This window comes from Geodermatophilus sp. SYSU D00663 (assembly GCF_054050655.1).
This window is the reverse complement of sequence record NZ_JBJGZT010000006.1, coordinates 113,131-135,985: the sequence shown is the minus strand read 5'-3', so window position 1 is coordinate 135,985 and position 22,855 is coordinate 113,131. Positions and strand designations below refer to the sequence as shown.

Annotated in this window: 18 protein-coding genes; 15 read left to right on the top strand and 3 right to left on the bottom strand. The window is 76.9% G+C overall.

The features are described 5' to 3' along the window. The first annotated feature begins 20 nt into the window (after positions 1-20). Positions 21-1,838, top strand: coding sequence for a dynamin family protein (locus tag ACI79Z_RS06625; protein WP_456902114.1), 1,818 nt, complete (start codon positions 21-23; stop codon positions 1,836-1,838). Then, the gene (locus ACI79Z_RS06620; RefSeq protein ID WP_456902113.1) at positions 1,835-3,469 is read left to right on the top strand and encodes a dynamin family protein; all 1,635 of its coding nucleotides are present in this window, start codon (positions 1,835-1,837) and stop codon (positions 3,467-3,469) included. The genes ACI79Z_RS06625 and ACI79Z_RS06620 overlap by 4 nt, the downstream gene beginning before the upstream one ends. 619 nt (positions 3,470-4,088) lie before the next feature. Here the strand turns inward: ACI79Z_RS06620 and ACI79Z_RS06615 are convergent. Continuing rightward, on the bottom strand, positions 4,089-4,880 hold the full coding sequence (locus tag ACI79Z_RS06615) for an enoyl-CoA hydratase-related protein (protein ID WP_387988691.1): 792 nt from the start codon (positions 4,878-4,880) through the stop codon (positions 4,089-4,091). A 141-nt stretch (positions 4,881-5,021) separates the two neighbouring features. Here ACI79Z_RS06615 and efeU point away from each other — a divergent pair, with 141 nt between their 5' ends. The 5 genes from efeU to ACI79Z_RS06590 all read left to right on the top strand — a co-directional run bounded on the left by efeU (position 5,022) and on the right by ACI79Z_RS06590 (position 12,061). Then, complete coding sequence (gene efeU / locus ACI79Z_RS06610; RefSeq protein ID WP_456902112.1) at positions 5,022-5,921, top strand: iron uptake transporter permease EfeU; 900 nt, start codon at positions 5,022-5,024, stop codon at positions 5,919-5,921. Further along, positions 5,908-7,062 carry an iron uptake system protein EfeO gene (gene efeO / locus ACI79Z_RS06605; protein ID WP_456902111.1) on the top strand — a complete coding sequence of 385 codons (1,155 nt, stop codon included), beginning with the start codon at positions 5,908-5,910 and terminating at the stop codon, positions 7,060-7,062. Before efeU ends, efeO begins: the two co-directional genes overlap by 14 nt. A gap of 82 nt (positions 7,063-7,144) precedes the next feature. Further along, a complete protein-coding gene (gene efeB, locus ACI79Z_RS06600; RefSeq protein ID WP_456902110.1) occupies positions 7,145-8,479 on the top strand; it encodes an iron uptake transporter deferrochelatase/peroxidase subunit in 1,335 nt (444 codons plus the stop codon). A 205-nt stretch (positions 8,480-8,684) separates the two neighbouring features. Beyond that, positions 8,685-10,433, top strand: a complete 1,749-nt coding sequence (locus ACI79Z_RS06595) for a serine/threonine protein kinase (RefSeq protein ID WP_456902109.1) — start codon at positions 8,685-8,687, stop codon at positions 10,431-10,433. Between the two features lie 20 nt (positions 10,434-10,453). Then, the gene (locus tag ACI79Z_RS06590; protein ID WP_456902108.1) at positions 10,454-12,061 is read left to right on the top strand and encodes a serine/threonine protein kinase; all 1,608 of its coding nucleotides are present in this window, start codon (positions 10,454-10,456) and stop codon (positions 12,059-12,061) included. 15 nt (positions 12,062-12,076) lie between these two features. Here the strand turns inward: ACI79Z_RS06590 and ACI79Z_RS06585 are convergent, their stop codons facing one another. Continuing rightward, positions 12,077-12,886 carry a hypothetical protein gene (locus tag ACI79Z_RS06585; protein ID WP_456902107.1) on the bottom strand — a complete coding sequence of 270 codons (810 nt, stop codon included), beginning with the start codon at positions 12,884-12,886 and terminating at the stop codon, positions 12,077-12,079. Positions 12,887-13,054: 168 nt separating this feature from the next. Here ACI79Z_RS06585 and ACI79Z_RS06580 point away from each other — a divergent pair, with 168 nt between their 5' ends. From ACI79Z_RS06580 to ACI79Z_RS06550, 7 genes are all read left to right on the top strand, one after another. Further along, positions 13,055-14,338, top strand: coding sequence for a competence/damage-inducible protein A (locus ACI79Z_RS06580; RefSeq protein WP_387988698.1), 1,284 nt, complete (start codon positions 13,055-13,057; stop codon positions 14,336-14,338). Between the two features lie 55 nt (positions 14,339-14,393). Beyond that, on the top strand, positions 14,394-14,813 hold the full coding sequence (locus tag ACI79Z_RS06575) for an SRPBCC family protein (protein WP_456902106.1): 420 nt from the start codon (positions 14,394-14,396) through the stop codon (positions 14,811-14,813). A gap of 40 nt (positions 14,814-14,853) precedes the next feature. After that, complete coding sequence (locus ACI79Z_RS06570; RefSeq protein WP_456902105.1) at positions 14,854-16,356, top strand: DUF222 domain-containing protein; 1,503 nt, start codon at positions 14,854-14,856, stop codon at positions 16,354-16,356. Positions 16,357-16,443: 87 nt separating this feature from the next. Next, positions 16,444-18,072 carry an acyl-CoA dehydrogenase family protein gene (locus tag ACI79Z_RS06565; RefSeq protein ID WP_456902104.1) on the top strand — a complete coding sequence of 543 codons (1,629 nt, stop codon included), beginning with the start codon at positions 16,444-16,446 and terminating at the stop codon, positions 18,070-18,072. Between the two features lie 123 nt (positions 18,073-18,195). Then, positions 18,196-20,295: a putative bifunctional diguanylate cyclase/phosphodiesterase gene (locus ACI79Z_RS06560; RefSeq protein WP_456902103.1), complete on the top strand. Its 2,100-nt coding sequence runs from the start codon at positions 18,196-18,198 to the stop codon at positions 20,293-20,295. Between the two features lie 39 nt (positions 20,296-20,334). Next, the gene (locus ACI79Z_RS06555) at positions 20,335-21,225 is read left to right on the top strand and encodes an NYN domain-containing protein (protein WP_456902102.1); all 891 of its coding nucleotides are present in this window, start codon (positions 20,335-20,337) and stop codon (positions 21,223-21,225) included. 44 nt (positions 21,226-21,269) lie between these two features. Then, positions 21,270-21,506 (top strand): hypothetical protein, encoded by a 237-nt coding sequence (locus ACI79Z_RS06550; RefSeq protein ID WP_387988703.1) that lies wholly within the window; start codon positions 21,270-21,272, stop codon positions 21,504-21,506. 10 nt (positions 21,507-21,516) lie between these two features. Here the strand turns inward: ACI79Z_RS06550 and ACI79Z_RS06545 are convergent, their stop codons facing one another. Next, a complete protein-coding gene (locus ACI79Z_RS06545; RefSeq protein ID WP_387988704.1) occupies positions 21,517-21,975 on the bottom strand; it encodes an ATP-binding protein in 459 nt (152 codons plus the stop codon). 182 nt (positions 21,976-22,157) lie between these two features. On the opposite strand from ACI79Z_RS06545, the gene ACI79Z_RS06540 reads away from it, so the two are divergent. Then, positions 22,158-22,847 (top strand): GAF and ANTAR domain-containing protein, encoded by a 690-nt coding sequence (locus tag ACI79Z_RS06540; RefSeq protein WP_456902101.1) that lies wholly within the window; start codon positions 22,158-22,160, stop codon positions 22,845-22,847. Positions 22,848-22,855 lie beyond the last annotated feature (8 nt).

The following is a 22,855-nucleotide window of genomic DNA, read 5'->3' as shown; positions in this document are numbered from 1 at the left end:
GGGCTCCGGAGGAGGTGGCAGTGGTCACACCAGAGCAGCTCGTCGACCGGGTGCTGGCGCTCGCCGAGGAGTGCGGGCGGCCCGACCTGCAGCGGCGGCTCACCCAGGCGCGGGGGAGGCACGCCTCGCCAGGCGTGCGCGTCCTGGTCCTGGGGGAGCCCAAGCAGGGCAAGAGCTCGCTGGTGAACGCGCTGACCGGGGTGCCGGTCTGTCCCGTCGCCGACGACGTCGCCACCGTCGTCCCCACGGTCGTGCGCAACGGGGCCGCCCCGCGGGCCACGCTGGTGCGGGCGGTGGGGCCGGCTCCCGCCCCGGGCGCCGAGGTCGTCACCGAGCGGGTGCCCGTCCCGGTCGAGACCGTCGCCGCGCGGGTCACCGGGCCCGGTGCCGAGCGGATCCTCCAGGCCGAGGTCGAGCTGCCCCGGCGACTGCTCGCCGGCGGTCTCGAGCTGGTCGACACCGCCGGCGTCGGCGGCCTCGGGGTGGTGGCGCACGCGCTGACCACCCTCGACCTGCTGCCCACCGCCGACGCCGTCCTGTTCGTCTCCGACGCCAGCCAGGAGTTCACCGCGCCGGAGATGGCCCTGCTCGAGCAGGCCTCCGCGCTGTGCCCGACGGTCGTCTGCATCCTGACCAAGACCGACGCCTGCCCCGACTGGCGGCGGATCGCCGAGATCGACCGCGGGCACCTCGCCGCCCGGGGGTGCGACGCGCCGCTGTTCGCCGTCTCCTCGTCGCTGGCCCAGCTCGCGGTGCAGCACCGGGACCGCGAGCTGCACGAGGAGTCCGGCATCGCCGCCCTGGTCGGCCACCTGCAGGACGAGGTGGCCGGTCGGGCCGCGACGCTGGCCCGCCGCTCCCTCGTGCACGACCTCACCGCGGTGACCGGCCACCTGTCCCTGGCCCTGCGGAGCGAGCTGCGCAGCCTGGAGGACCCGGCGTCGCGGGAGGCGCTGCTGGCCGAGCTGGAGGAGGCCCGCACCGCGGTCGACGAGCAGCGGCGCCGCTCGTCGCGCTGGCAGCAGGTGCTCAACGACGGCGTCACCGACCTCATGGCGGACATCGACCACGACCTGCGGGACCGCTCCCGGGTCGTCGTCCGCGAGGCGGAGGAGGTCATCGCCGCCCGCGACCCGGGTCCGGCCTGGCCGGAGATCACCGCGTGGCTCGACGAGCGGATCGCCGCGGCGGTGGCCGACAGCTACGTCTGGGCCGAGCAGCGCTCCCGGTGGCTCGCCGAGCAGGTGGTGGACCAGGTGACCCGTGACGGCGGCGGTGCCGTCCCGGCCCTGGAGGTCGGCGCCGCGGGCGACGCGCTGGACGCCCTCGTCGCCGTCCCGGGCATCGACGACGGCTCCATGACCCTGCGCGAGCGGACGCTGATCGGGCTGCGCGGCTCCTACACCGGGGTGCTCATGACCGGCCTGGTCACCAGCCTGGCCGGGCTCGCCATCATCAACCCGATCTCCCTGGCCGCCGGCGTCGTGCTGGGCCGCAAGGCGTACAACGACGACGCCAGGCAGCGGCGGCAGCGGCGCGAGACCGAGGCGCGGACCGTGGTGCGGCGGCACCTCGACGAGGTGGTCTTCCAGGTCGGCAAGCACCTCAAGGACCGGCTGCGCACCGTGCAGCGGACGCTGCGGGACCTAGTCACCGACACCACCGACGAGACCGCCCGGACCCTCGCCGACGCGGTCAGGGCCGCCCAGCGGTCGGCCAAGGAGGCCACCGCGGACCACGACACCCGCGTCCGCCTCCTGCGCGCCCGCCTCGACCGGCTGGACCGGCTGGCCGGCGAGGTCGCCCGGCTGGACCGCACCCCGGTGCCCACCCCGTGACGGGGCCCGCCGCCCTCGACGACGTCCGGGCGCTCCTGGACGACGCGCTGACCCGCTGGGGCGGCGTGCCCGACGCCGCCGGCCGCCTGGCCGCCGCCCGCCGGCGCCTCGACGAGCCCCTGCGGGTGGCGATCGTCGGCCGGGTCAAGGCCGGCAAGTCGACCCTGCTCAACGCCCTCGTGGGTGCCCGGGTGGCCCCGACCGACGCCGGCGAGTGCACCCGGGTGGTCACCGAGTACCGGCACGGCGCCACGCCCCGCGTCGTGCTGCGCGGCCGGGACGGCGCGGCCCGCGACCTGCCGGTGCGCCGGGACGGTGGGGGGCTGCGGCTGGACCTGGCCGGTACCGCGCCCGAGGACGTCGCGACGCTCGTCGTCGACTGGCCGTCGCCGGACCTGCTGGCCGCCACGCTCGTCGACACCCCCGGCACCGGGTCGCTGTCGACGGGCACCAGCGACCGCACGCACGCCTTCCTCGGCACCGACGCGGGCCTCGCCGGCGCCGACGCGATCGTCCACCTGACCCGCCGGCCGCAGCCCGACGACCTGGCCGTCCTCAGCGCCTTCCAGGCCGCCACGGGTGCCACCGGGACCCTGACGACGACGATCACCGTGCTGTCCCGGGCCGACGAGCTCGGGGCGGGGCGCATCGACGCGCTGCACGCGGCCGAGGCGGCGGCCCGCCGGATGTCCGCGGACCCGGCGCTGCGGGTGGTCAGCTCGGCGGTCGTGCCGGTCGCCGGCCGGCTCGCGCTGGCCGGGCGGACCCTGCGGCACGGTGACCTGGTCGCCCTGCGGTCGCTGGCCGCCGCCGACCCGGCCGCGGTCACCGGCATGCTGCTCACCGCCGACCGGTTCTCGCGGCCGGAGACGCCCGTGCCGCTGTCGGCGGAGGTCCGGGCCGGCCTGCTCGACCGGCTGGGGCTGTTCGGGGTCCGCCTGTCGGTCGCCCTGGTCCGCGCCGGCATCGGCGACGCCGACGCGCTGGCCGCCGAGCTGCTGCGCCGCAGCGGCCTGGTCGAGCTGCAGCGGCTGCTGCACGTGCACTTCACCGCCCGCGGTGGGCCGGTGCGGGCCGCCGCCGCGCTGCGGCTGGTCGAGTCGCTGCTCGAGGAGCACCCGGTGGACGGGGCGGAGGCCGTGCGCGCGGAGGTCGAGCGGATCCGCCTGGCCGGGGACGACCTCGCGGAGCTGGCGTTGCTGGCCCGCACCCGCGCACCCGGCGGTCCCCTGCCGGCCGCGCTGGCCGCCGAGGGCGAGCGGCTGCTCGGCGCCACGGACACCACACCGGCCGCGCGGCTCGGGCTGCCCGCGGACACGCCCCCGGCGGCGCTGCGCACCGCGGCCCTGCAGGCGCTGCGGCGCTGGCGGGAGGCGGCGGCCGACCCGCTGGCCGACCGGGCGGCCGCGGACGCCGCCGACGTCGTCGTCCGGTCCGTCGAGGGGGTGCTGGCCGCCCTCGACGCGGCGCCCGGCTCAGCGGGCGCGGGACCAGGCCCGGGCGGAGCGGGTGAACAGCGGGACCGGGACCAGCAGGAACAGCCCGGCCGCCGCGATCAGCGCGACCCGGTCGAGGTCGGCGTCCCCCGCCGCGGTGCTCTGCGCCACGTCGAGGACCAGCAGGGTCGGTAGCAGGGCCGCCAGCAGCAGCCAGCGGGCCCACGCCCGGCGCCGCAGCGCGAGCGCCGTCCCGGCCGCCATGACGGCGGTGACCAGCCCGGTGGCGCCGACCACCGTCGCAATCGTCGCCGCGACGGCGTCGGCGACCTCCCCGGCCGACGCGGCCGGGTCACCGGCGGCCGCGGTCCCGGTCAGCCGCGCGTCGAGCGCCGCGCGGTCGAGGAGCATCGCCAGCACGCCGGCGACGGCGGCCAGCGCCGCGGCCCAGCACAGCAGGCCGGAGACCCGGACGGCGCGCGGGCGCGGCGGCACGGTCGGGGTCAGCGGGAGCGCGACCGAGCTCGTGAGCGGAGGGCGTGGGGGGAGCGGACGTCCCTGCGGGACCCCGGCGTGCCTGCGGGGGAGCGGTCGTTCCCCCGGAGCCGCCTCCGTCGTCCCCGCCGTCCGTGCCCCGTCCACGAGCTGCCCCTCCCCGTCGCGTGGGGGGAGGGTGTCACCGCACAGCGGTACCGCCGGGTCCCGCAACGGCCGGGCGGGACGGGACCCACCGTGTCTGTACCCGCAGCGATCCCACTGCAGCCCTCCGTGAACGGGGACGGGCCCCGCGATGCCGTCGGCCCGCCCGCGGGGCTCAGCGCCCGGTGAACCGCGGCGGGCGCTTGGCCAGGAACGCCTCGACCGCCTCGGCGTGGTCGGCAGTGCCGCCGAGCTCGGTCTGCAGCCGCGCCTCCAGCGCCAGCGTCTCCTCCAGCGAGTCGGTGGGCGCGCTCGCCAGCACCGTCTTGACCGCCCGGTAGGCCGCCGTCGGCCCCGTGGCCAGCCGCTCGGCCAGCGCCCTGGCCTCGTCCGCCACGCGGTCGGCCTCGACGACCCGGTGCACCAGACCCCACTGCAGCGCCGTCTCGGCGGGGAAGGCGTCGGGGAGCAGCAGCAGCTCGGTGGCGCGGGCGACGCCCACGCTGTGCACCAGCCGCGCGGCCAGGGCCGAGTCGCTGGACAGCCCGATGCCGGTGAACGCGGTCGTGAACTTCGCGCCCGCGGCGGCCACCCGCAGGTCGCCGGCCATCGCGAGCCCCAGCCCCGCGCCGGCGCAGGCGCCGTTGATCCCGACGACGACCGGCACCCGCAGCCCGGCCAGCGCCAGGACCAGCGGGTTGTACTCGTCCTCGACGACCGACAGCGAGCTCCCGGCGTCCCCGCGCAGCGACTCGACGTGCTCGGCGAGGTCCTGGCCCACGCAGAACGCCCGGCCGGTGCCGGTGACCAGCACCGCCCGCACCGACCCGTCGCCGGCGATCCCCTGCACCACCTCGAGCAGCTCCCGCCGCATCGCCCGGGAGATCCCCGGCCGCTGCAGCGTGACGGTCGCGACGCCGCCGGCGTCCTCGCGGGTCACGGTCGTGGTGGCGGTGGTCTCCGACATGCCGGTCACCCTGCCACGCCCGCCCCCGGCCGAGGGGGCCTCCCGCGGACGGGGGCCGGAACGATCGTGCACGACGAGTAAGGTGTGCCTGCCCTCAGTCCGGTGACGGGGGACACCCCACCCCCGACAGATGGGTCAGCCATGGGCCAGGCGTTCGTCGCCAGCTACCTCATCGGCCTCCGCGAGGGCCTCGAGGCCACCCTGGTGGTCAGCATCCTCGTCGCGTACCTGGTCAAGAGCGGCCGCCGCCGCCAGCTGCTGCCGCTGTGGGCGGGCGTGGCCGCGGCCGTCGCCCTGTCGGTCCTGTTCGGCGCGCTGCTCACCTACACGCGGACGACGCTGCTGGCCGACTACCGCTCCCGCGAGCTGTTCGAGGCGATCACCTCGGTGCTGGCGGTCGCGCTGGTCACCTGGATGGTCTTCTGGATGCGCCGGACCGCCCGGAAGCTCAAGGGGGAGCTCACCGGGCAGCTCGAGCACGCGCTGGGCACGGGCACGCTCGCCGTCGCCGGCGTCGCCTTCCTGTCCGTCGTCCGCGAGGGCCTGGAGACGACGCTGCTGTTCTACGCGGCCGCCCAGGGCGCGACGACGTCGGCGACCCCGCTGGTGGCCATCTCCGCGGGCGTGCTCACCGCCGTCGTCGTCGGGATCGGCCTGTACGCGGGCGCCATCCGGATCGACCTGTCGCGGTTCTTCACCGTCAGCGGGGTGCTGCTGGTCCTCGTCGCGGCCGGGATCCTCAAGTACGGGGTCCACGACTTCCAGGAGGCCGGGGTGCTCCCGGGCCTGGACGTGCTCGCCTTCGACATCTCGGGCGTCCTGGACCCGAACAGCTGGTACGGCGCGGCGATCGCCGGGATCTTCAACGTCACCGCGGCCCCCACGGTGCTCGAGACGGTCGCGTACGTCGCCTACCTGGTGCCGGTGCTCGTCGCCTTCCTCTGGCCGGCCCGCACGCCGGCCGCCCCGAAGCCCTCCGGCGCCGACCCGGCCCGGACCCCCACCCAGCCGTCGGAGACCACCCAGCATGTCCGTGCGTGACCGCCGCCTCCCCCTGCTCACCGCCGGCCTGCTGGCCGCGCTGACCACCGCCGCCTGCTCGTCGGCCGACGGCGGCTCCGGCGCCGCGTCCGCCGGCGGGCAGGCGGCCGACACCGTCGCCGTCGCCGCCACCGACGACGCCTGCGACGTCGCCAGCAGCGAGCTGCCGGCCGGGACGCACAGCTTCGCGGTGACCAACTCCGGCGACCAGGTGACCGAGTTCTACGTCTACGCCGAGGGCGACCGGGTCATGGGCGAGGTGGAGAACATCGCGCCGGGCCTGACCCGCGAGCTGCTCGTCGAGCTGCCCGCCGGCAGCTACGAGACCGCCTGCAAGCCGGGCATGGTCGGCGACGGCATCCGCGGCGACCTCACCGTCACCGGCGAGGCCCGGTCGCTGTCGGAGGACGAGACCCTCGCCCAGGCGAGCGCGGACTACCAGCGCTACGTGCAGAGCCAGACCGGCGCGCTGCTCGAGCAGACCACCGCCTTCGTGGACGCGGTGGAGGCGGGCGACGTCGAGGGCGCCAAGGCGCTGTACCCGGTCGCGCGCACCTACTGGGAGCGGATCGAGCCGGTGGCCGAGGTCTTCGGCGACCTCGACCCGCTCATCGACGGCCGCGAGGGCGACCAGGCCGAGGGCGAGGACTTCACCGGCTTCCACCGCATCGAGCAGGCGCTGTGGGTCGGCGGCACGACCGAGGGCATGACCCCCTACGCCGACCAGCTGCTCGCGAACGTGCAGGAGGTCGTCGAGCTCGCCGACGACACGACGCTGGAGCCGCTGCAGCTGGCCAACGGCGCCAAGGCCCTCCTCGACGAGATCGCCACCGGCAAGATCACCGGCGAGGAGGACCGCTACTCGCACACCGACCTGTGGGACTTCGCCGCCAACCTCGAGGGCTCCGAGGCCGCCGTCCAGGCGCTGCGCCCCTACCTCGAGGAGGCCGACCCCGACCTGGTCGCGGAGATCGACGAGCGGTTCGCCGCCACCGAGGCCGAGCTCGGGCAGTACCGCACCGAGGGCGGCTGGACGCTGCACGACCAGCTCACCGAGGAGCAGCTCCGCGGCCTGTCCGACAGCATCACCGCGCTGTCGGAGTCGGTCAGCCAGGTCGCGGCGGTCGTCGCGGACCAGTGACCCGCGGCACACCGGCGCCGGGGACGCGCCGGTGTGCGCGGGACGTTGCGCCCTGCGAGACCGTCCCCGTCCCGAGGAAGCCATGACGGAGCCCACCGCCGACCAGCCGGCCGCGCCGCAGCGGCCGGGTCTGTCCCGCCGCCGCCTGCTGGGCACCCTCGGCGTCGGCACCGCCGGTGTCCTCGCCGCGGGCGCGGCCGGCGGCGTCGTCGGCCGGGCGACCGCCGAGGGCCCGGCGGGCGGAGCCCAGGCGGCCGGACCGGCCCCGACCGACGCGGTGCCCTTCCACGGCGAGCACCAGGCGGGGATCGTCACGCCCGCCCAGGACCGGCTGCACTTCGTCGCCCTCGACGTCACCACCGACAGCCGCGACGACCTCGTCGCGCTGCTGCGGGACTGGACCGAGGCCGCGCGGCGCATGACCGCGGGCCGGGACGCCGGACCGGTCGGCGCCGTCGACGGCGAGCGGTACGCCCCGCCGGACGACACCGGCGAGGCGATCGGCCTGCCGCCGTCCGGGCTGACGATCACCGTCGGCTTCGGGCCCACGCTGTTCACCACCGCCGACGGCCGCGACCGCTTCGGCCTCGCCGCCCGCCGGCCCGCGCCGCTGGTCGAGCTGCCGTCGTTCACCGGCGACCAGGTCGACCCCGCGATCAGCGGCGGTGACCTGTGCCTCCAGGCCTGCGCCAACGACCCGCAGGTCGCCGTCCACGCCGTCCGCAACCTGGTGCGCATCGGCGCCGGGGTGGTCAGCGTGCGCTGGTCGCAGCTGGGCTTCGGCCGGACGTCGTCGACCAGCACCGGCCAGGCCACCCCGCGCAACCTGTTCGGCTTCAAGGACGGCACCGCCAACCTCAAGGCCGAGAACGGCAGCGCGCTGGACCGGTTCGTGTGGGTCGGCGACGACGACGGCGAGGGGGGCCGGGCGGACTGGCTGCGCGGCGGCTCCTACCTGGTCACGCGGCGGATCCGGATGCTGGTCGAGCCGTGGGACAGCTCCTCGCTGGACGAGCAGCAGCGCACCATCGGCCGCACCAAGGGCAGCGGGGCACCGCTCGGCCAGCGCGCGGAGTTCGACCCGGTCGACTTCACCGAGCAGGTCGACGGCGAGTTCGCGATCCCCGAGACCAGCCACGTCTTCCTCGCCCACCCGACCAACTCCGGGACGGCGATCCTGCGGCGCGGCTACAGCTTCGTCGACGGCTCCGACGGCCTGGGCCGGCTCGACGCCGGGCTGTTCTTCATCGCCTTCCAGCGGAACCCGGAGACCGGCTTCGTGCAGGTGCAGCGCAACCTGCGGACGGACGCGATGAACGAGTACGTCCGGCACACGTCGTCGGCGGTGTTCGCCTGCCCGCCCGGCGTCCGCGACGACGCCGACTGGTGGGGCCGCGCCCTCTTCGAGTCCGCCTGAGCCGGCCGGCCACCGGCGTGTCACCGGGGCGTCGTCGGCGCGTCGCCGTGTCGATGCCGAGCCGTGACGCACGGGACTCCCCGGACGGGTGGGACTGCTGGGAGGATGTGTGGTCTCGGAAGGACCGGGCACCTCCGCGGACGAGGACCGGTACGCCGGGACGGACGGCGTCGGCAGCAGGGCCGGCAGGGATGGGAGAGGTCCCGTGGTGGAACCGGGTCGCCGGATGCTCGGTGACCGCTACGAACTCTCCCGGCTCATCGCCGCCGGTGGCATGGGCCAGGTCTGGCGCGGCACCGACGTGCTGCTGCACCGCCCGGTCGCGGTCAAGGTCCTGCGCAGCGAGTACACCGGCGACCCGACGTTCCTCGCCCGCTTCCGCGCCGAGGCCCAGCACGCCGCGGCGCTGAACCACCCGAACATCGCGGCGGTCTACGACTACGGCGAGACCACGGCACGGGACACGGCCGGGGACACCGGCGAGACACTCGCCTACCTGGTCATGGAGCTGGTCGAGGGTCAGCCGCTGTCGGCGCTGCTGCGCCGCGAGGGCCGGCTGGACACCTCCACCACCCTGTCGGTGCTCGGCCAGACCGCCGCCGCGCTGTCCGAGGCGCACCGCGCCGGGCTGGTGCACCGCGACGTCAAGCCCGGCAACATCCTCGTCCGCGCCGACGGCAGCGTGAAGATCACCGACTTCGGCATCGCCTGGTCGGCCGGCAGCGTCCCGCTCACCCAGACCGGCCAGGTCATCGGCACGCCGCAGTACCTCTCGCCGGAGCAGGCCGAGGGGCACCTGGCCACCCCGGCCAGCGACGTCTACGCCCTCGGCCTGGTCGGTTACGAGTGCCTCACCGGGCACCCCGCCTTCGACGGCGACAACGCGGTCACCATCGCGCTCAAGCAGCTGCGCTCGGACCCCGAGCCGCTGCCGGACACGCTGCCCCGCGACGTCCGCACCCTCATCCGCCGCGCGCTGGCCAAGGACCCGGCCGCCCGCATGCCCGACGGCGCCGCGTTCGTCGCCGCGGTCGAGGACGCCCGCGCCGGGCGGCTGCCGGACCTCGAGCCACCGGCACCGGCGCTCGCGCCCGTCCCGGCCGCCGCGCCGGCCGGAGTGGCGGTCGCCGCCGTCCCGGTCGCCGCCGTCCCGGTCGCCGTCGACGCCGGCCCGCCCACCCAGGCCGCCCCCGGCCCGTCCGGCGTGCTCCCCGGCCCGGGCGGGCCGCGGCGCAGCAGCCCCCCGCCACCGCCCCGCCACCGCGTCGCGGCGGTCCTGGTCCCGCTGCTGGCGCTGCTGCTGGGCGCCGGGCTGGCCGGCGTCGTCTTCACCGCCCTGGGCGACGACCCCGGCTCCCCGACCGTCGTCGCCGCGCAGACCCGCGACAGCGAGGACGGCGTGGTGCTCGAGGCCGGTGACTACGTCGGCCGGCCGATCGACGACGTCGCCACCCAGCTGTCCGCGCTGGGCCTGGGCGTGGAGCGGCGCGAGCAGGTGACCGGGTCCGCGGTCCCGGGCCGGGTGCTCGGCGTCTCGCCCGAGGGCGTGCGCCTCGAGCCCGGCGACGACGTCGTCGTCACCTTCGCCGTCGCGCCGGCCGGTGGCCGCGGCTCCCGGCCGGCGCCCACGGGGCAGGGTGGCGACGGCGGCGTCTCGGCCGTGACCGGCGACAGCACGCCCGGCACGGTGGTCGAGCCGGTCCCGCCCGCGACGGACCCGGCTCCGGGGACGGCGGTCCCGGAGCCGACCGAGGCCGCGACCCCGACCACGACCACCGCGCCCGGCTCGTCCGCGACCGGCTCCCCGTCGGACACGACGACCACCACGCCGGCGACGCCCACCGGCACCACCGCCACGAGCTCGAGCACCCCGACGTCGTCGTCGCCGGTGACCGGCACCGCCGGGACGACGAGCGGGACCACCTCCGCCGCGGGAGACTCCACCAGCCGCTGATCCGGAACCGAGGAGGTGCGATGCACGGCAGGCCTGCACGTCGCGTCGTCGCCGGCCGCTACGAGCTGCTGGGCCTCCTCGCCACCGGCGGCATGGGCCAGGTCTGGCGCGCCCGGGACGCCCTGCTGGACCGGCCGGTCGCGGTCAAGCTGCTGCGCAGCGAGTACGTCGAGGACGAGACCGTCCGCACCCGGTTCCGCACCGAGGCGCGCCTGGCCGGCCGGCTGCTGCACCGCAACATCGCCGCGCTGCACGACTACGGCGAGGTGGTGACCGAGGACGGCGAGGTCTGCGCCCACCTGGTGATGGAGCTCGTCGACGGCGAGCCGCTGTCGGCGCTGCTCGCCCGCGAGGGGCGGCTGCCGGCGGAGCGGGTGCTGGACCTGGTGGGGCAGACCGCCGCCGCCCTGGCCGCCGCGCACGCCGCCGGCGTGGTGCACCGCGACGTCAAGCCGGGCAACGTGCTGGTCGGCTACGACGGCGTGGTCCGGATCACCGACTTCGGCATCGCCTGGTCGGCGGGCAGCGCCCCGCTGACGCGCACCGGCCAGGTGGTCGGCACCGCCCACTACCTCTCGCCCGAGCAGGCGGCCGGCGGCAAGGCGGGGCCCACCAGCGACGTCTACGCGCTCGGGATGGTCGCCTACGAGTGCCTGGCCGGGCGGCGGGCCTTCGACGGCGAGCACCCGGTGCAGATCGCGCTGCGGCAGATCCGCGACGAGCCGGACCCGCTGCCCCGTGACGTGCCGGAGCCGGTGCGGGAGCTGGTGGCGCGGATGCTGGCCAAGGACCCCGCCGGCCGGCTCGCCGACGGCGCGGCGGTGTGCCGGGCGGTGGAGACCGTCCGCGCCGGCCGCCCGCTGCCGCCGGCGCCGCCACCGGTCACCGCGCCGCTGCCGCCCGTGGTGTCCCCGCGGGCCGTGTCCCCGCCGGCCGTGTCCCCGCCGGCCGTGGCCGCCGCTCCCGCACCGCGCCGCAGGGCCGGGCGGGTCCTCACCGGCATGGCGACCCTCGCGGTCGGCGCCGCCCTCGGGGTCGGCGTGCTGGAGGTGACCGCGCCGGGGTCCTCGCCGGTGCCGGCGGCCGAGGCGGGGTCCCCGGCGGACGCGGGCACCGACGTGCGGCGGGTGGACCTGGTCGGCCGGTCCGCCGACGAGGTGGAGGAGCAGCTGGTCGCGGCCGGGCTGAGGGTGCGCCGGGTGGTGGTGGAGACCGCCGACGCGGCCCCGGGCGTCGTCACCGGGGCGACCCCGGTCGGGCGGCTGACGCCGGGGGAGACGGTCACGCTGACGGTGGCCGCGGCGGTGTCCCGGCCCGAGTCCGGGCCGTGGTCCCCGCCACCGTCGTCGTCGCCACCGTCGTCGTCGCCGCCGTCGCCGCCGCCCTCGTCGCCGTGGCCCTCCGTGCCGTCCTGGGCGGTGGACTCCGCCCCGGTCACGGAGGTGGCCGAGCCGGTGACGCCCGCCGCGCCGGAGCCGGACCCCGTCCCGCCGCCGGCGGCCGGGGACGAGGCGGACGCCCAGGACCCCGGCGAGGGGGACGGCGACGGCGAGGTGGACGGCGACGGCGGGGGGAACGGGAACGCCGGCGGCAACGGACGGGGCAACGGACGGGGCCGCGTCCGCTGAGCCGCCGGCGTCCGGTCAGCGACGGCGGCCGGGCACCAGCCAGGCGGCGAGGGCCACGGCCCCCAGTGCGGCGGTGAGCAGGAAGCCGCGGTCGGTGTCGGCGTGGGGGAGGACGACGAGCACCCAGAACACCGCCAGGCCGGCGGCCCCGCCGAGCGCCAGCCGCTCCGCGGCGAGGGGGCCCAGCCGCAGCGCCGGCACCAGCCGCGACAGCGCGGCCGCGCCGCCGAGCAGCGCGCAGACGGTGGCGAACGCCGCCCACGCCGGGACCTGACCCCACAGCGGCGGGCCGTCCAGGCGGAGCGCGAGCCCGAGCTCGAGCAGCGCGAGGCCGAGCCCCGCCAGGCCGGCGCCGACCAGCGCGGCGCGGTCGCGGGACCGGCGCGGCGCCCGGGGGCGCGCCGGCTTCCCGGGCCGGGCGGCCGGGGCCCCCTGCGGGCCGGCGGCCGCCGGCGGGGGCACCGGCGGGGCGCCGAGCAGCGAGTCCAGGGGGCCCGTGGGCTGCGGCCCGGTCGGCTGGTAGCCGGCGGGCGCGTGGTGGACGGGCTCGTGGTGGATGGGCTCGTGGTGGACGGGCTCGTGGTGGGCCGGTGTGTGGTGCACCGGCTCGTGGTGGAGCGGCGCGTGGTGGGACGGCTGGTGGTGGGCGGGCTCCGGCGTCGCTGCCGGCTGGGGCGTGGTCACCGGGTACGCGGGCGCCGGCAGGACCGACGGCGGCACGGCGGGCGCGCCCGGGTGTCCGGCGAGACCCGCGGCCGTCGCACCCTCCCCGGTGGTGGGGATCTGCTGCGTGCGCGGGCCGGCCGGCGGGGGCGAGGTGGTCACGGGTGCTCTCTCCTCCTGGGACGCGGGCGACCGGTCCCGCACGGGGTGGGACCGGTCCTCCCCGCACGCTAGCGGCGGTCCGCGCCCGGCCCGGGGAGGTGCGACGGCGGGTCCGGCGGTCCGCCTCGCACCCGGCGGGGAGGACGTCGTCCTCCTAGGGTCGGGCGGGTGGGCACGCGCGCGGGCATCGTCGTCACCGGCACCGAGGTCCTGACCGGCCGGGTCGCCGACCGCAACGGGCCGTGGCTCGCCGAGCAGCTGCGGCAGGCCGGCGTCGACGTGGGCTCGGTCCTCGTCGTGGGCGACCGGCCCGACGACGTGCGCGGCGCGCTGGCCTGGTTCGCCTCCTCCGGCGTCGAGCTGGTGATCACGACGGGCGGCCTCGGGCCCACCGCCGACGACCTCACCGCCGCGGTCGTGGGCGAGGTGCAGGGCAGGCCGCTGGACGTCGACCCGGAGCTGGAGCAGCGCGTCGCCGCCGTCGTCGAGCGGCTGATGGCCCGCCGCGGCTGGCGGTCGGACCCCGAGGCGACCGCGGCCGGCGTCCGCAAGCAGGCGATGGTGCCCGCCGGCGCCACCGTGCTGGAGCCGGTGGGGACGGCGCCGGGCCTCGTCGTCCCGCCCGCCGACGGCCGCACCGGGCCGGTCGTCGTCGTCCTGCCCGGGCCGCCGTCGGAGCTGCAGGGGATGTGGCCGGCGGCGCTGGCGGCCGGGCCGGTGCAGGAGGTGCTGGCCGGGGCGAGGGAGCTCCGCCAGGAGACGATCCGGCTCTGGGGGACGCTGGAGGCGCAGCTGGCCGCCACCCTCCGGGAGCACGAGCACGAGCTCGGCGGGCTGGAGGTCACCACCTGCCTGCGCGAGGGCGAGCTGGAGATCGTCACGCGCTTCGCGCCCGAGGCGCAGCCCGCGTACGACCGGCTGGCCGCCGTGCTGACCGAGACGTTCGCCGCGACGCTGTTCTCGACCGGGCCCACCCTCGACGAGCTGGTGGCCGGTGCGCTCGCCGACCAGGGCCTGACGATCGCCACCGCCGAGTCCTGCACCGGCGGGCTGCTGGTCGCCCGGCTCATCGAGCGGGCCGGGTCCTCGGCCTACGTGCTCGGCGGGATCACCTCGTACGCGAACTCGGCGAAGGAGCAGCTGGTCGGGGTGCCGGGGGAGGTGCTCGCCGAGTACGGCGCGGTGAGCCCGCAGGTGGCGCTGGCGCTGGCCGAGGGGGCGCGGGCACGGTTCGGGGCCGACGTCGGCGTCGGGGTCACCGGCATCGCCGGGCCCGGCGGCGGGACGCCGGACAAGCCCGTGGGCACCGTGCACCTGTGCGCCGTCGGCCCGGTGGGCCAGCAGGCGCGGTCGGTGCGGCTGCGCGGCTCGCGGACGGCGGTGCGCGAGCGCTCCGTCGTCCTCGCGATGCACATGCTGCGCCAGCTGCTGCTCGGCGGCCCGCCGGCCTGACCGTGCCGCCGTCCGCGGTGCGTGCGGCGGGTCCGTCGCGGGCAGGGAGGGCGGCATGACGACCGTGACCCTGCACGCCACCGGCCCGGTGTCACCCGCGGAGGCGTGGGAGCGCTACGCCCGGCCCGCCCGGTGGCCGCAGTGGGCGCCGCAGATCACCGGCGTCGAGGTGCCGGGGCCCCGGCTCGCCGCCGGGGTGAGCGGGCGGGTGCGCGGGCCGGTGGGGGTGACGCTCCCGTTCGTCGTCGAGTCGGTGGACGAGGCGGCACGGCAGTGGGCGTGGACGGTGAGCGCCGGCCCGGTCCGGCTGCACCTGCTGCACTGGGTCGCCGACGGTCCCGACGGCGGCAGCACCACCGGCCTGCGCATCTCCGGCCCGGCGCCGGTCGTGGTCGGCTACGCCCCGCTGGCGCAGCTGGCGATCGGCCGGTTGGTCCGTCTGCTCGACCAGCGGAGTGCCGGACAACCGGTCTGACCTGCGGGAACTGTCGTACCCCGGCCGTAGCGTGCGGGGTGTGCAGGAGGTCGCCGGCCACGTGTCGCCGCTGGAGCGCGCGCTCGCCGGCTGGCTGCTGGAGCAGCCGGTGTCGATCCCCCGGTTGCCGGTGGCGCTGCTGTCGGACGAGCAGGCGGCCGCCGAGTTGCAGCGGGTGCAGGCGCGCAAGGCGATGGAGGCCGCCTACGAGGCCGAGCTGGTGCTCCGCCTGGCCGAGGCCCGCCCCGCCGACACCGATCCCGCGCCGGGCACCCCGGGCGCCCGCCGGGGGTCGTGGGCGCCGGATGCGGAGCTGCCCGGGGTGTCGGAGTTCTTCCCCGCCGAGCTGGCACTGGTGCTCAACGTCGGCCGGGGCACCGCCTCCCACCTGGCCCACCGGGCGTGGACGTACCGCTCGCACCTGCCCGGCACCTGGGCGGCGCTGGCCGCCGGCGCGCTGGACGAGGCCCGTGCCAAGGCGCTGGTCGACGTGCTGGAGCACACGAGCGCGGCGACCGCCCGGACGATCGAGGCCCGGCTGCTGCCGGAGGCCATGTCCCTGACGGTGCGCAAGCTCAAGGACCGGGCGCTGGCGCTGCTGCTCGACGCCGACGCCCAGGCGATCGACCACCGAAGGGCGACTGCGCAGCGGCACGCCGACGTGCGGCTGTACGACTGCCCCTTCGACGGCATGGCCACCCTCGCCGCCGACCTCCCCGCCGACCTCGCCGCCGCCAGTCATGCGCTGGTGGACGCACTCGCCCGGATGCTGAAGGCCGACGGGGACGAGCGGCCGATCGGGCAGCTGCGCACGCTGGTCCTCGCCGATCTGCTGCAGCGCCCGAGGGAGACCGGCCGCCCGCCGGTGAGCGCCCACCTGCAGGTCATCGCCACCCTCAATGCGCTGACCGGCCGCAGCGACGAGGCGGGTGCGGTGAACGGCCTGCCGATCACCGCCGCCCACCTCCGGGAACTCCTGCAGCAACTGGACGCCCTGGGACTGCGCACCCCGGAGGGCGGCTCGGTGACCCTGGCGCTGGTCGACGACGACGGCACGCTGCGCGCCACCACCACCCTCGACCAGTTGCGTCGCCTCGCCCGCCGCGGCTGCGCCGACCACCCGGACACTGACTGCGACTGTGCGCTGCTCGAGCGACCGGCCGCGACGGACGCCTACGCACCCTCCGCGCCGCTGCAGCGGTTCGTGCACACCCGCGACCGCACCTGCCGCTTCCCCACCTGCGGCCAGCGCGTCGGCTGGGCCGACACCGACCACGTCGTCCCCCACGCCACCGGCGGCGCCACCGACTGCGCCAACCTGTGCTGCCTGTGCCGCAGCCACCACCGCCTCAAGACCTTCGCCCGTGGCTGGCGCTTCCACATGAGCGCCGACGGGACCCTCACCGTCACCACGCCGTCCGGGATCACCCGCACGACCCGGCCACCGGGGGTGCGGCCACCACCGGCCGAACCAGACCCGCCGCCGGACCATCCCGGACCACCGTCACCGGCCGACCCGGCCGACGACCCGCCGCCCTTCTGAGTGCCGCCGTCCCGTCGTTCCACGTGGAACCCGGCCGGCGGACCAGGGGTGTGACCGCGGTGACAGCGAGGTCGTACGGTGCGCGGCGTGGCTGCGACGCACGAGGTCCTGAACCAGGCCCCGCCGCTGGTCGGGTACGACCCGATCGCCGGGGACGCGGCCCTGCGGGAGGCCTGTCTCCGGCACGCCGACGAGGCGACGCTCGCCTCGCTGGCCGAGCTCGGCGCGCTGGCCGGCAGCGAGCAGGCCCGCGAGTGGGGCCGGCTGGCCGACGAGAACCGCCCGGTGCTGCGCACCCACGACCGGTACGGCCACCGCGTCGACGAGGTGGAGTTCCACCCGGCCTGGCACGAGCTCATGCGGACGGCGTTCGAGCACGGTCTGGCCGGCGCGCCGTGGGCCGCGGCCGACGCCGGTTACCGGCACGCCCACGTGCGCCGCGCCGTCGGCTACCTCGGCTGGACGCAGGTCGAGGCCGGCCACGGCTGCCCCGTCACCATGACCTACGCGGCCGTGCCGGCGCTGCGGGCGGCGCCCGACCTCGCCGCCCGCTACGAGCCCGGCCTGACCGCGACCGGCTACCGGTTCGGCCTGACCGACCCCGTCGCCAAGCCGGGCCTGGTCGCGGGCATGGGCATGACCGAGAAGCAGGGCGGCTCCGACGTCCGGGCCAACACCACGCGTGCGGTCGCGAACGCCGACGGCAGCTACGCGCTCACCGGGCACAAGTGGTTCACGAGCGCCCCGATGAGCGACCTGTTCCTCGTGCTGGCCCAGCTCGACGAGGGCGTGTCCTGCTTCCTCGTCCCGCGGGTGCTCCCGGACGGCAGCCGCAACGTCTTCCGCCTGCAGCGCCTCAAGGACAAGCTCGGCGACCGCGCCAACGCCTCCAGCGAGGTCGAGTTCGACGGCACCACCGGCTGGCTGGTCGGCGCCCCCGGCCGCGGCGTCCCGACGATCATCGAGATGGTCAACACGACCCGGCTGGACTGCGTCATCGGGTCGGCCGCGACGGTGCGGGCGGCGCTCACCCAGGCGGTCCACCACGCCCGGCACCGCTCCGCCTTCGGCGCGCTCCTGGTCGACCAGCCGCTCATGCAGAACGTGCTGGCCGACCTCGCCGTCGAGAGCGAGGCAGCCACCGCGCTGGCGATCCGGCTGGCCGCCGCGGTCGACGCCGGCGAGAAGGCGTTCCTGCGGCTGGCCGGTGCCGCCGCCAAGTTCCTCGTCTGCAAGCGGACGCCGGGCGTCGTCGGCGAGGCGCTCGAGGTGCTCGGCGGCAACGGCTACGTCGAGGAGTCGGGCATGCCCCGGCTCTACCGGCAGGCGCCGCTCAACAGCATCTGGGAGGGCTCCGGCAACGTCATCGCGCTCGACGTGCTGCGGGCCCTGGGCCGCAGCAGCGAGTCGCTGGCCGCCGTCACCGACGAGATCGAGCTCGCCCGCGGCGCCGACGCCCGCTTCGACGACGCCGTGAAGCGGCTGGCCGCCGAGCTCGGCGACCCGGACGCGCTGCCGCTGCGCGCCCGCCGGATCGCCGGCCTGCTCGCCCAGTGCCTGCAGGGCTCGCTGCTGCTGCGGTACGCCCCGCCCGAGGTCGCCGACGCGTTCTGCGCCACCCGCCTCGGCGGGGACTGGGGGTCGGTGCTGGGCACGCTGCCGTCCGCCGTGCCCGCCGCGCGCATCGTGGAGCGGTCGACCGTTGCCCCTGCCTGAGAGCCCGCGGCTCCACTACCCTCGGGTACGCGTCGCGCACGGACCGACTTCCCATCCTGTCCCGGTCCGGTACCGGTGACCCGCTCGACGGGGTCCGGCGTGCGGCAGGGGGAGAGAGAACGCGTGCACCCATCCGACCGTGCGGGCGCGGCGGCACCGCCGAACCTGCTGGCCAGCGTCCCCGACGCGGTCTGCCACATCGACCGGGAGTGGCGCTTCACCTGGCTCAACGCCGCCCTGGAGGACCTGCTCGGGCGGCCGGCCGACACCCTGCTGGGCCAGAAGGTCCTCGACTGCATCCCGGACCTGCGCGACACCGAGTTCGTGGCGGAGCTCAGGGGCGCCCTCGACGACGGCCACCCCCGCGTGTTCGAGTACCTGCACAGGCCGCGGGACCGCTGGTTCGAGGTCCGCGCCTCCGCCGACAGCACCGGCCTGGTCGTGTTCATCCGCGACGTCGACTCGCGCCACCGCGCGCACGCCGCCCAGGCGCACGCCCTCCGGCAGACCACCGCCGTCCTCGACGCGTACCCCACCCCGACCGTGCTCGTCGACCGCGGCGGCCGGGTCCGCAGCGTCAACCGCAGCTGGGCCGACACCGCGGACGTCGTGCGCGCAGGGGGCTGGGAGCCCGCCGAGGTGGGCGACGACTACCTCGCGCGGATAGGTCAGGGCCTGACCCCGGACGACCTGGCCCGCATCGCCGGCGGGCTCGCCGAGCTGCGGGCGGCGCCGCCCGGGGGACCGACGCGCACCTTCTCCTGCGAGTACTCCATCGAGTCCTCCAGCGGTCGCACCTGGTGGCGCATGCAGGCGGCGCGGGTGGAGGAGGACGGCCAGCTCGTCGCCACCCACATCGACATCACCGAGCGGGTCCGCGACCAGGAGCGGCTGGCCTGGCAGGCCCACCACGACGACCTCACCGGCCTGGCCAACCGCGCCCGGCTGCTCGAGCTCGTGGGCGAGGCGCTGGCCGACGAGCGCACCCGCACCGCCCTGCTGTTCCTCGACATCGACGGCTTCAAGACCATCAACGACTCGCTCGGCTCCGAGGTCGGCGACGAGCTGCTGCGCCAGGTGGGCGCCCGGCTGGCCGCCCAGATCCGTCCCGGCGACGCCGTCGGCCGCCTGGGTGGGGACCAGTTCGTCGTCCTGGCCCGCTCCTGCGACACCCCGGAGGCGGCGTCGCTGGCCTTCCGGCTGCAGCGCTCCTTCGCCCGCCCGTTCATCGCGCTGGGGGTCTCGGTGCCGGTGTCGGCCAGCATCGGGGTCGCCGTCGCCCAGCCCGGGCTGCGGCACGCCCACCAGCTGCTCAGCGACGCCGACGCCGCGAGCTACGCCGCGAAGGCGGCCGGCCGCGACCGCGTCCACCTGTTCTCCCCGGGGCTGCGCGACGCCGCCCGCTGGCGCATGGACGTCGCCACCCGGCTGCGCGACGGCGCGCTCGACCAGTTCGTCGTCCACTACCAACCGGTGGTGCGCCTGGACACCGGCGAGGTCGAGGGCGTCGAGGCGCTGCTGCGCTGGCAGCACCCCGAGCGCGGCCTGCTCTCGCCCGACGCCTTCCTCTCCGTGGCCGAGGAGACCGGGCAGCTGATCCCGATCACCCGGTGGCTGCTGCACGAGACCACCCGCCAGGCCGCCGAGTGGGCCGCGCAGGGCCTGTCGCTGCGGATGGCGGTCAACATCAGCGCCCGCCACTTCTCCGCCGAGACGCTGGTCCGCGACGTCCGGACGGCGCTGCACGAGTCGGGCCTGGCGCCCGAGCAGCTGATGCTCGAGCTGACCGAGACCAGCGTCGCCGAGGACCCCACCCGCGCCGAGGACCAGCTCGCCGTCCTGCGCGGCTTCGGCGTGCGGGTGGCCATCGACGACTTCGGGACCGGCTGGTCCTCGCTGGCCCAGCTCATGGCGCTGCCCATCGGGACGCTCAAGATCGACCGGTCGCTGATCACCGCCGCCGAGCGGCTGGCCTCCGGCGGCACCGGCGCGGTCCTCGGGGCGATCGTCGAGCTCGCGCACACCCTGGGCATCCGGTCGGTGGCCGAGGGCGTGGAGACCGCCGAGCACCTGCGGATGGTCCGCGAGGCCGGCTGCGACTCCGCCCAGGGCTACCTGCTCGCCCACCCCATGAGCGCCGAGGACGTCGAGCGCTGGGCGGACCGGGTGCGGGCCGGCGGCGGCGACTCCTGCGCGCTGGCCCTCGCCGGCCGGCTGCGCTGAGGGGGCTGCCCTGAGCGGACAGGGGGGAGGGGACCGGCGGTGACCGGTCCCGTCCGCCGGCGCGCCGTCCGCCGGGCGACCGCCCCGGCCGGCCCGCCGCCGGTCGTCGCACCGCCCGCCGTCCCGCCCGTCGTCGTCCCGCCGGTGCCGGACACCCCGGACACCCCGGACACCCCGGACACCCCGGACACCCCGGACGGCACCGGCACGGACGCGGCGGCGACCGGGCAGACTGCCCCCGTGACCGCGACCAGCGAAGAGACGCCCCTCGCCGAGCCCCGGGCCGACGGCGGCCGGGGGCGGCCCGCGCTGGACCTGCTCATCTGGGACGCGCCGAACATCGACATGACCCTGTCGACGGTCATCGGCGCCCGCCCCACCGCCGCCTCCCGGCCGCGCTTCGACGCGATCGCCGCCTGGTTCGTCGACGGCGCCGGCGACCCCGCCGCGCCGGACGCGCCCGAGGTCGAGGCCTGCGTCTTCGCCAACATCCCGCCGGTCGTCGGCTCGCTGCAGCGCTGGGTGGAGGCGCTGCGCGGCTTCGGCTACGCCGTCTTCGCCCGGCCCAAGAGCCAGCCCGACGACGACATCGACCAGGCGATGCTCGACCACATCGAGGTCCGCGCGCACAGCCACCGGCTGCGGCGGCTGGTCGTGTTCTCCGGCGACGGGCGCAACTTCGCCGAGCCGCTCGAGGAGCTCGCGCGGACCGGCACCCAGGTCGTCGTCGTGGCGTTCAGCGAGGTCGCGGGCTACGCCATCGGTTCGGACCTGCTGGAGTTCATCGACATCGAGGACGTCCCCGGCGCCTTCGCCGCGCCGCTGGACCGCGTCCGGCTCGACGCCCTGCCGCCGGACGGCGCGTGGCTGCGGCCCACCCGCAGCCTGCGGGACTTCGTCTCGAACTGGACCGCCCGCCGCAGCAGCTGAGCCACCCTCGTGTCCCCCGGCCCCGTCCGGGGAAGGGAGGGGCCATGGCGGTCTGCGAGGTCTGCGGCAACGACTACGACATGAGCTTCGAGGTGGTGGCCCAGGGGGCCCGGCACACCTTCGACAGCTTCGAGTGCGCCATCCACCGCATGGCGCCCATCTGCGAGCACTGCGGCGTCAAGGTGGTGGGCCACGGCGTCGTCGTGGAGGGGCAGTTCTACTGCTGCGCGCACTGCGCCCGCGCCGAGCACGACGGCGCGGCGGTGGCCGACTCGGCCTGAACCCCCGGGCTCAGTCCCGCGGGATCTCCGGCGCGCGCGGCTCGGGCACCTGGCTGCCGAACCCCTCGACCGGCTCCAGCCCGGAGGGCAGCCGCGCCCACACGTGCTTGCGGCCGGGGCGCCTCTCCCAGCCGTAGTCGACCGACAGCTGCGCCACCAGGTGCAGGCCCATCCCGCCCAGGGACGGGTCGCGGTCGACGGCGGGCACCGGCGGGCGCTCGGGCGCCTCGTCGCTGAGGTCGAGCAGCCAGCCGGCGGGGCTGGCCACCACCAGCGCGCGGACGTCGCCGCCGCCGTGCCGCAGGGCGTTGGAGGCCAGCTCCTCGAACACCAGCAGCAGCCCGTCGCGGGCGTCCTCGGTCGACGACGTGCTCACCGACGGGTGGGCGATCCGGGCCCGCAGGTCCGCGCGCACCCGGGAGACGACGTGCATGGCCTCCAGCTGCCAGTGCCAGACGTCGCCGGCCACGGAGGGCACCGGAGTGCACGGCCACGCCTCCTGGCCCATGTCCCACCCCTCGCGTCTGCTCCGCCGACCGGCGTCCATCCTGACCGAAAGCGCCCTGGCCCGCAGCGGCGGACCCGTACGGTCCCCGCCCACGGTGATCGGCCGGGTCCCCGGCAGCGGCCGTTGCGGGCAGGATGGGCCCCGTGGAGGACCTCTGGCGCGCGCTGAGCCGACTGCGGCTCGCCGACCGGGCCCTGGACGACGCGCTCGACGAGGTCACCCGGATCGCCGCCGAGAACGTCCCCGGCGCCGAGTCGACGTCGATCACGCTGATCCGCGGGGACGTGGCCACCACCGCCGCCCACCACGGCGACATGGCGCTGGCTGCCGACGAGCTGCAGTACGAGCGGGGCTACGGCCCGTGCATGGACGCCGGGCGCGCCGGGGTCGTCCTGCGGATCGACGACACCCGCACCGAGACGCGCTGGCCGGAGTACGTGGCCCGGGTGGTGGAGGTCGGGGTCCGCAGCTCGCTGTCGATGCCGCTGCCCTACCAGGCCACCACGATCGGGGCGCTGAACATCTACTCGACGCAGCCCGCCGCGTTCGCCTCCGACGGGTCCGTCGAGGCGGCCCGCCAGGTCGCGGAGGCGGTCGCCGTCGCCGTCGCCAACGCCGACGCGCACGCCCAGCTCGGCGAGCACGCCCGCAACATGGAGCTGGCGATGCAGTCCCGCGCGGTCATCGAGCAGGCCAAGGGCGTGCTCATGGCGCAGCGGCACGTCGACGCCGACGCCGCCTTCGAGCTGCTGCGCGAGGCGTCCCAGCGCTACAACCGCAAGCTGCGCGACATAGCCACCGGGATCGTGGCCTCCACGCAGGACCGGCGCTGAGGCGGACC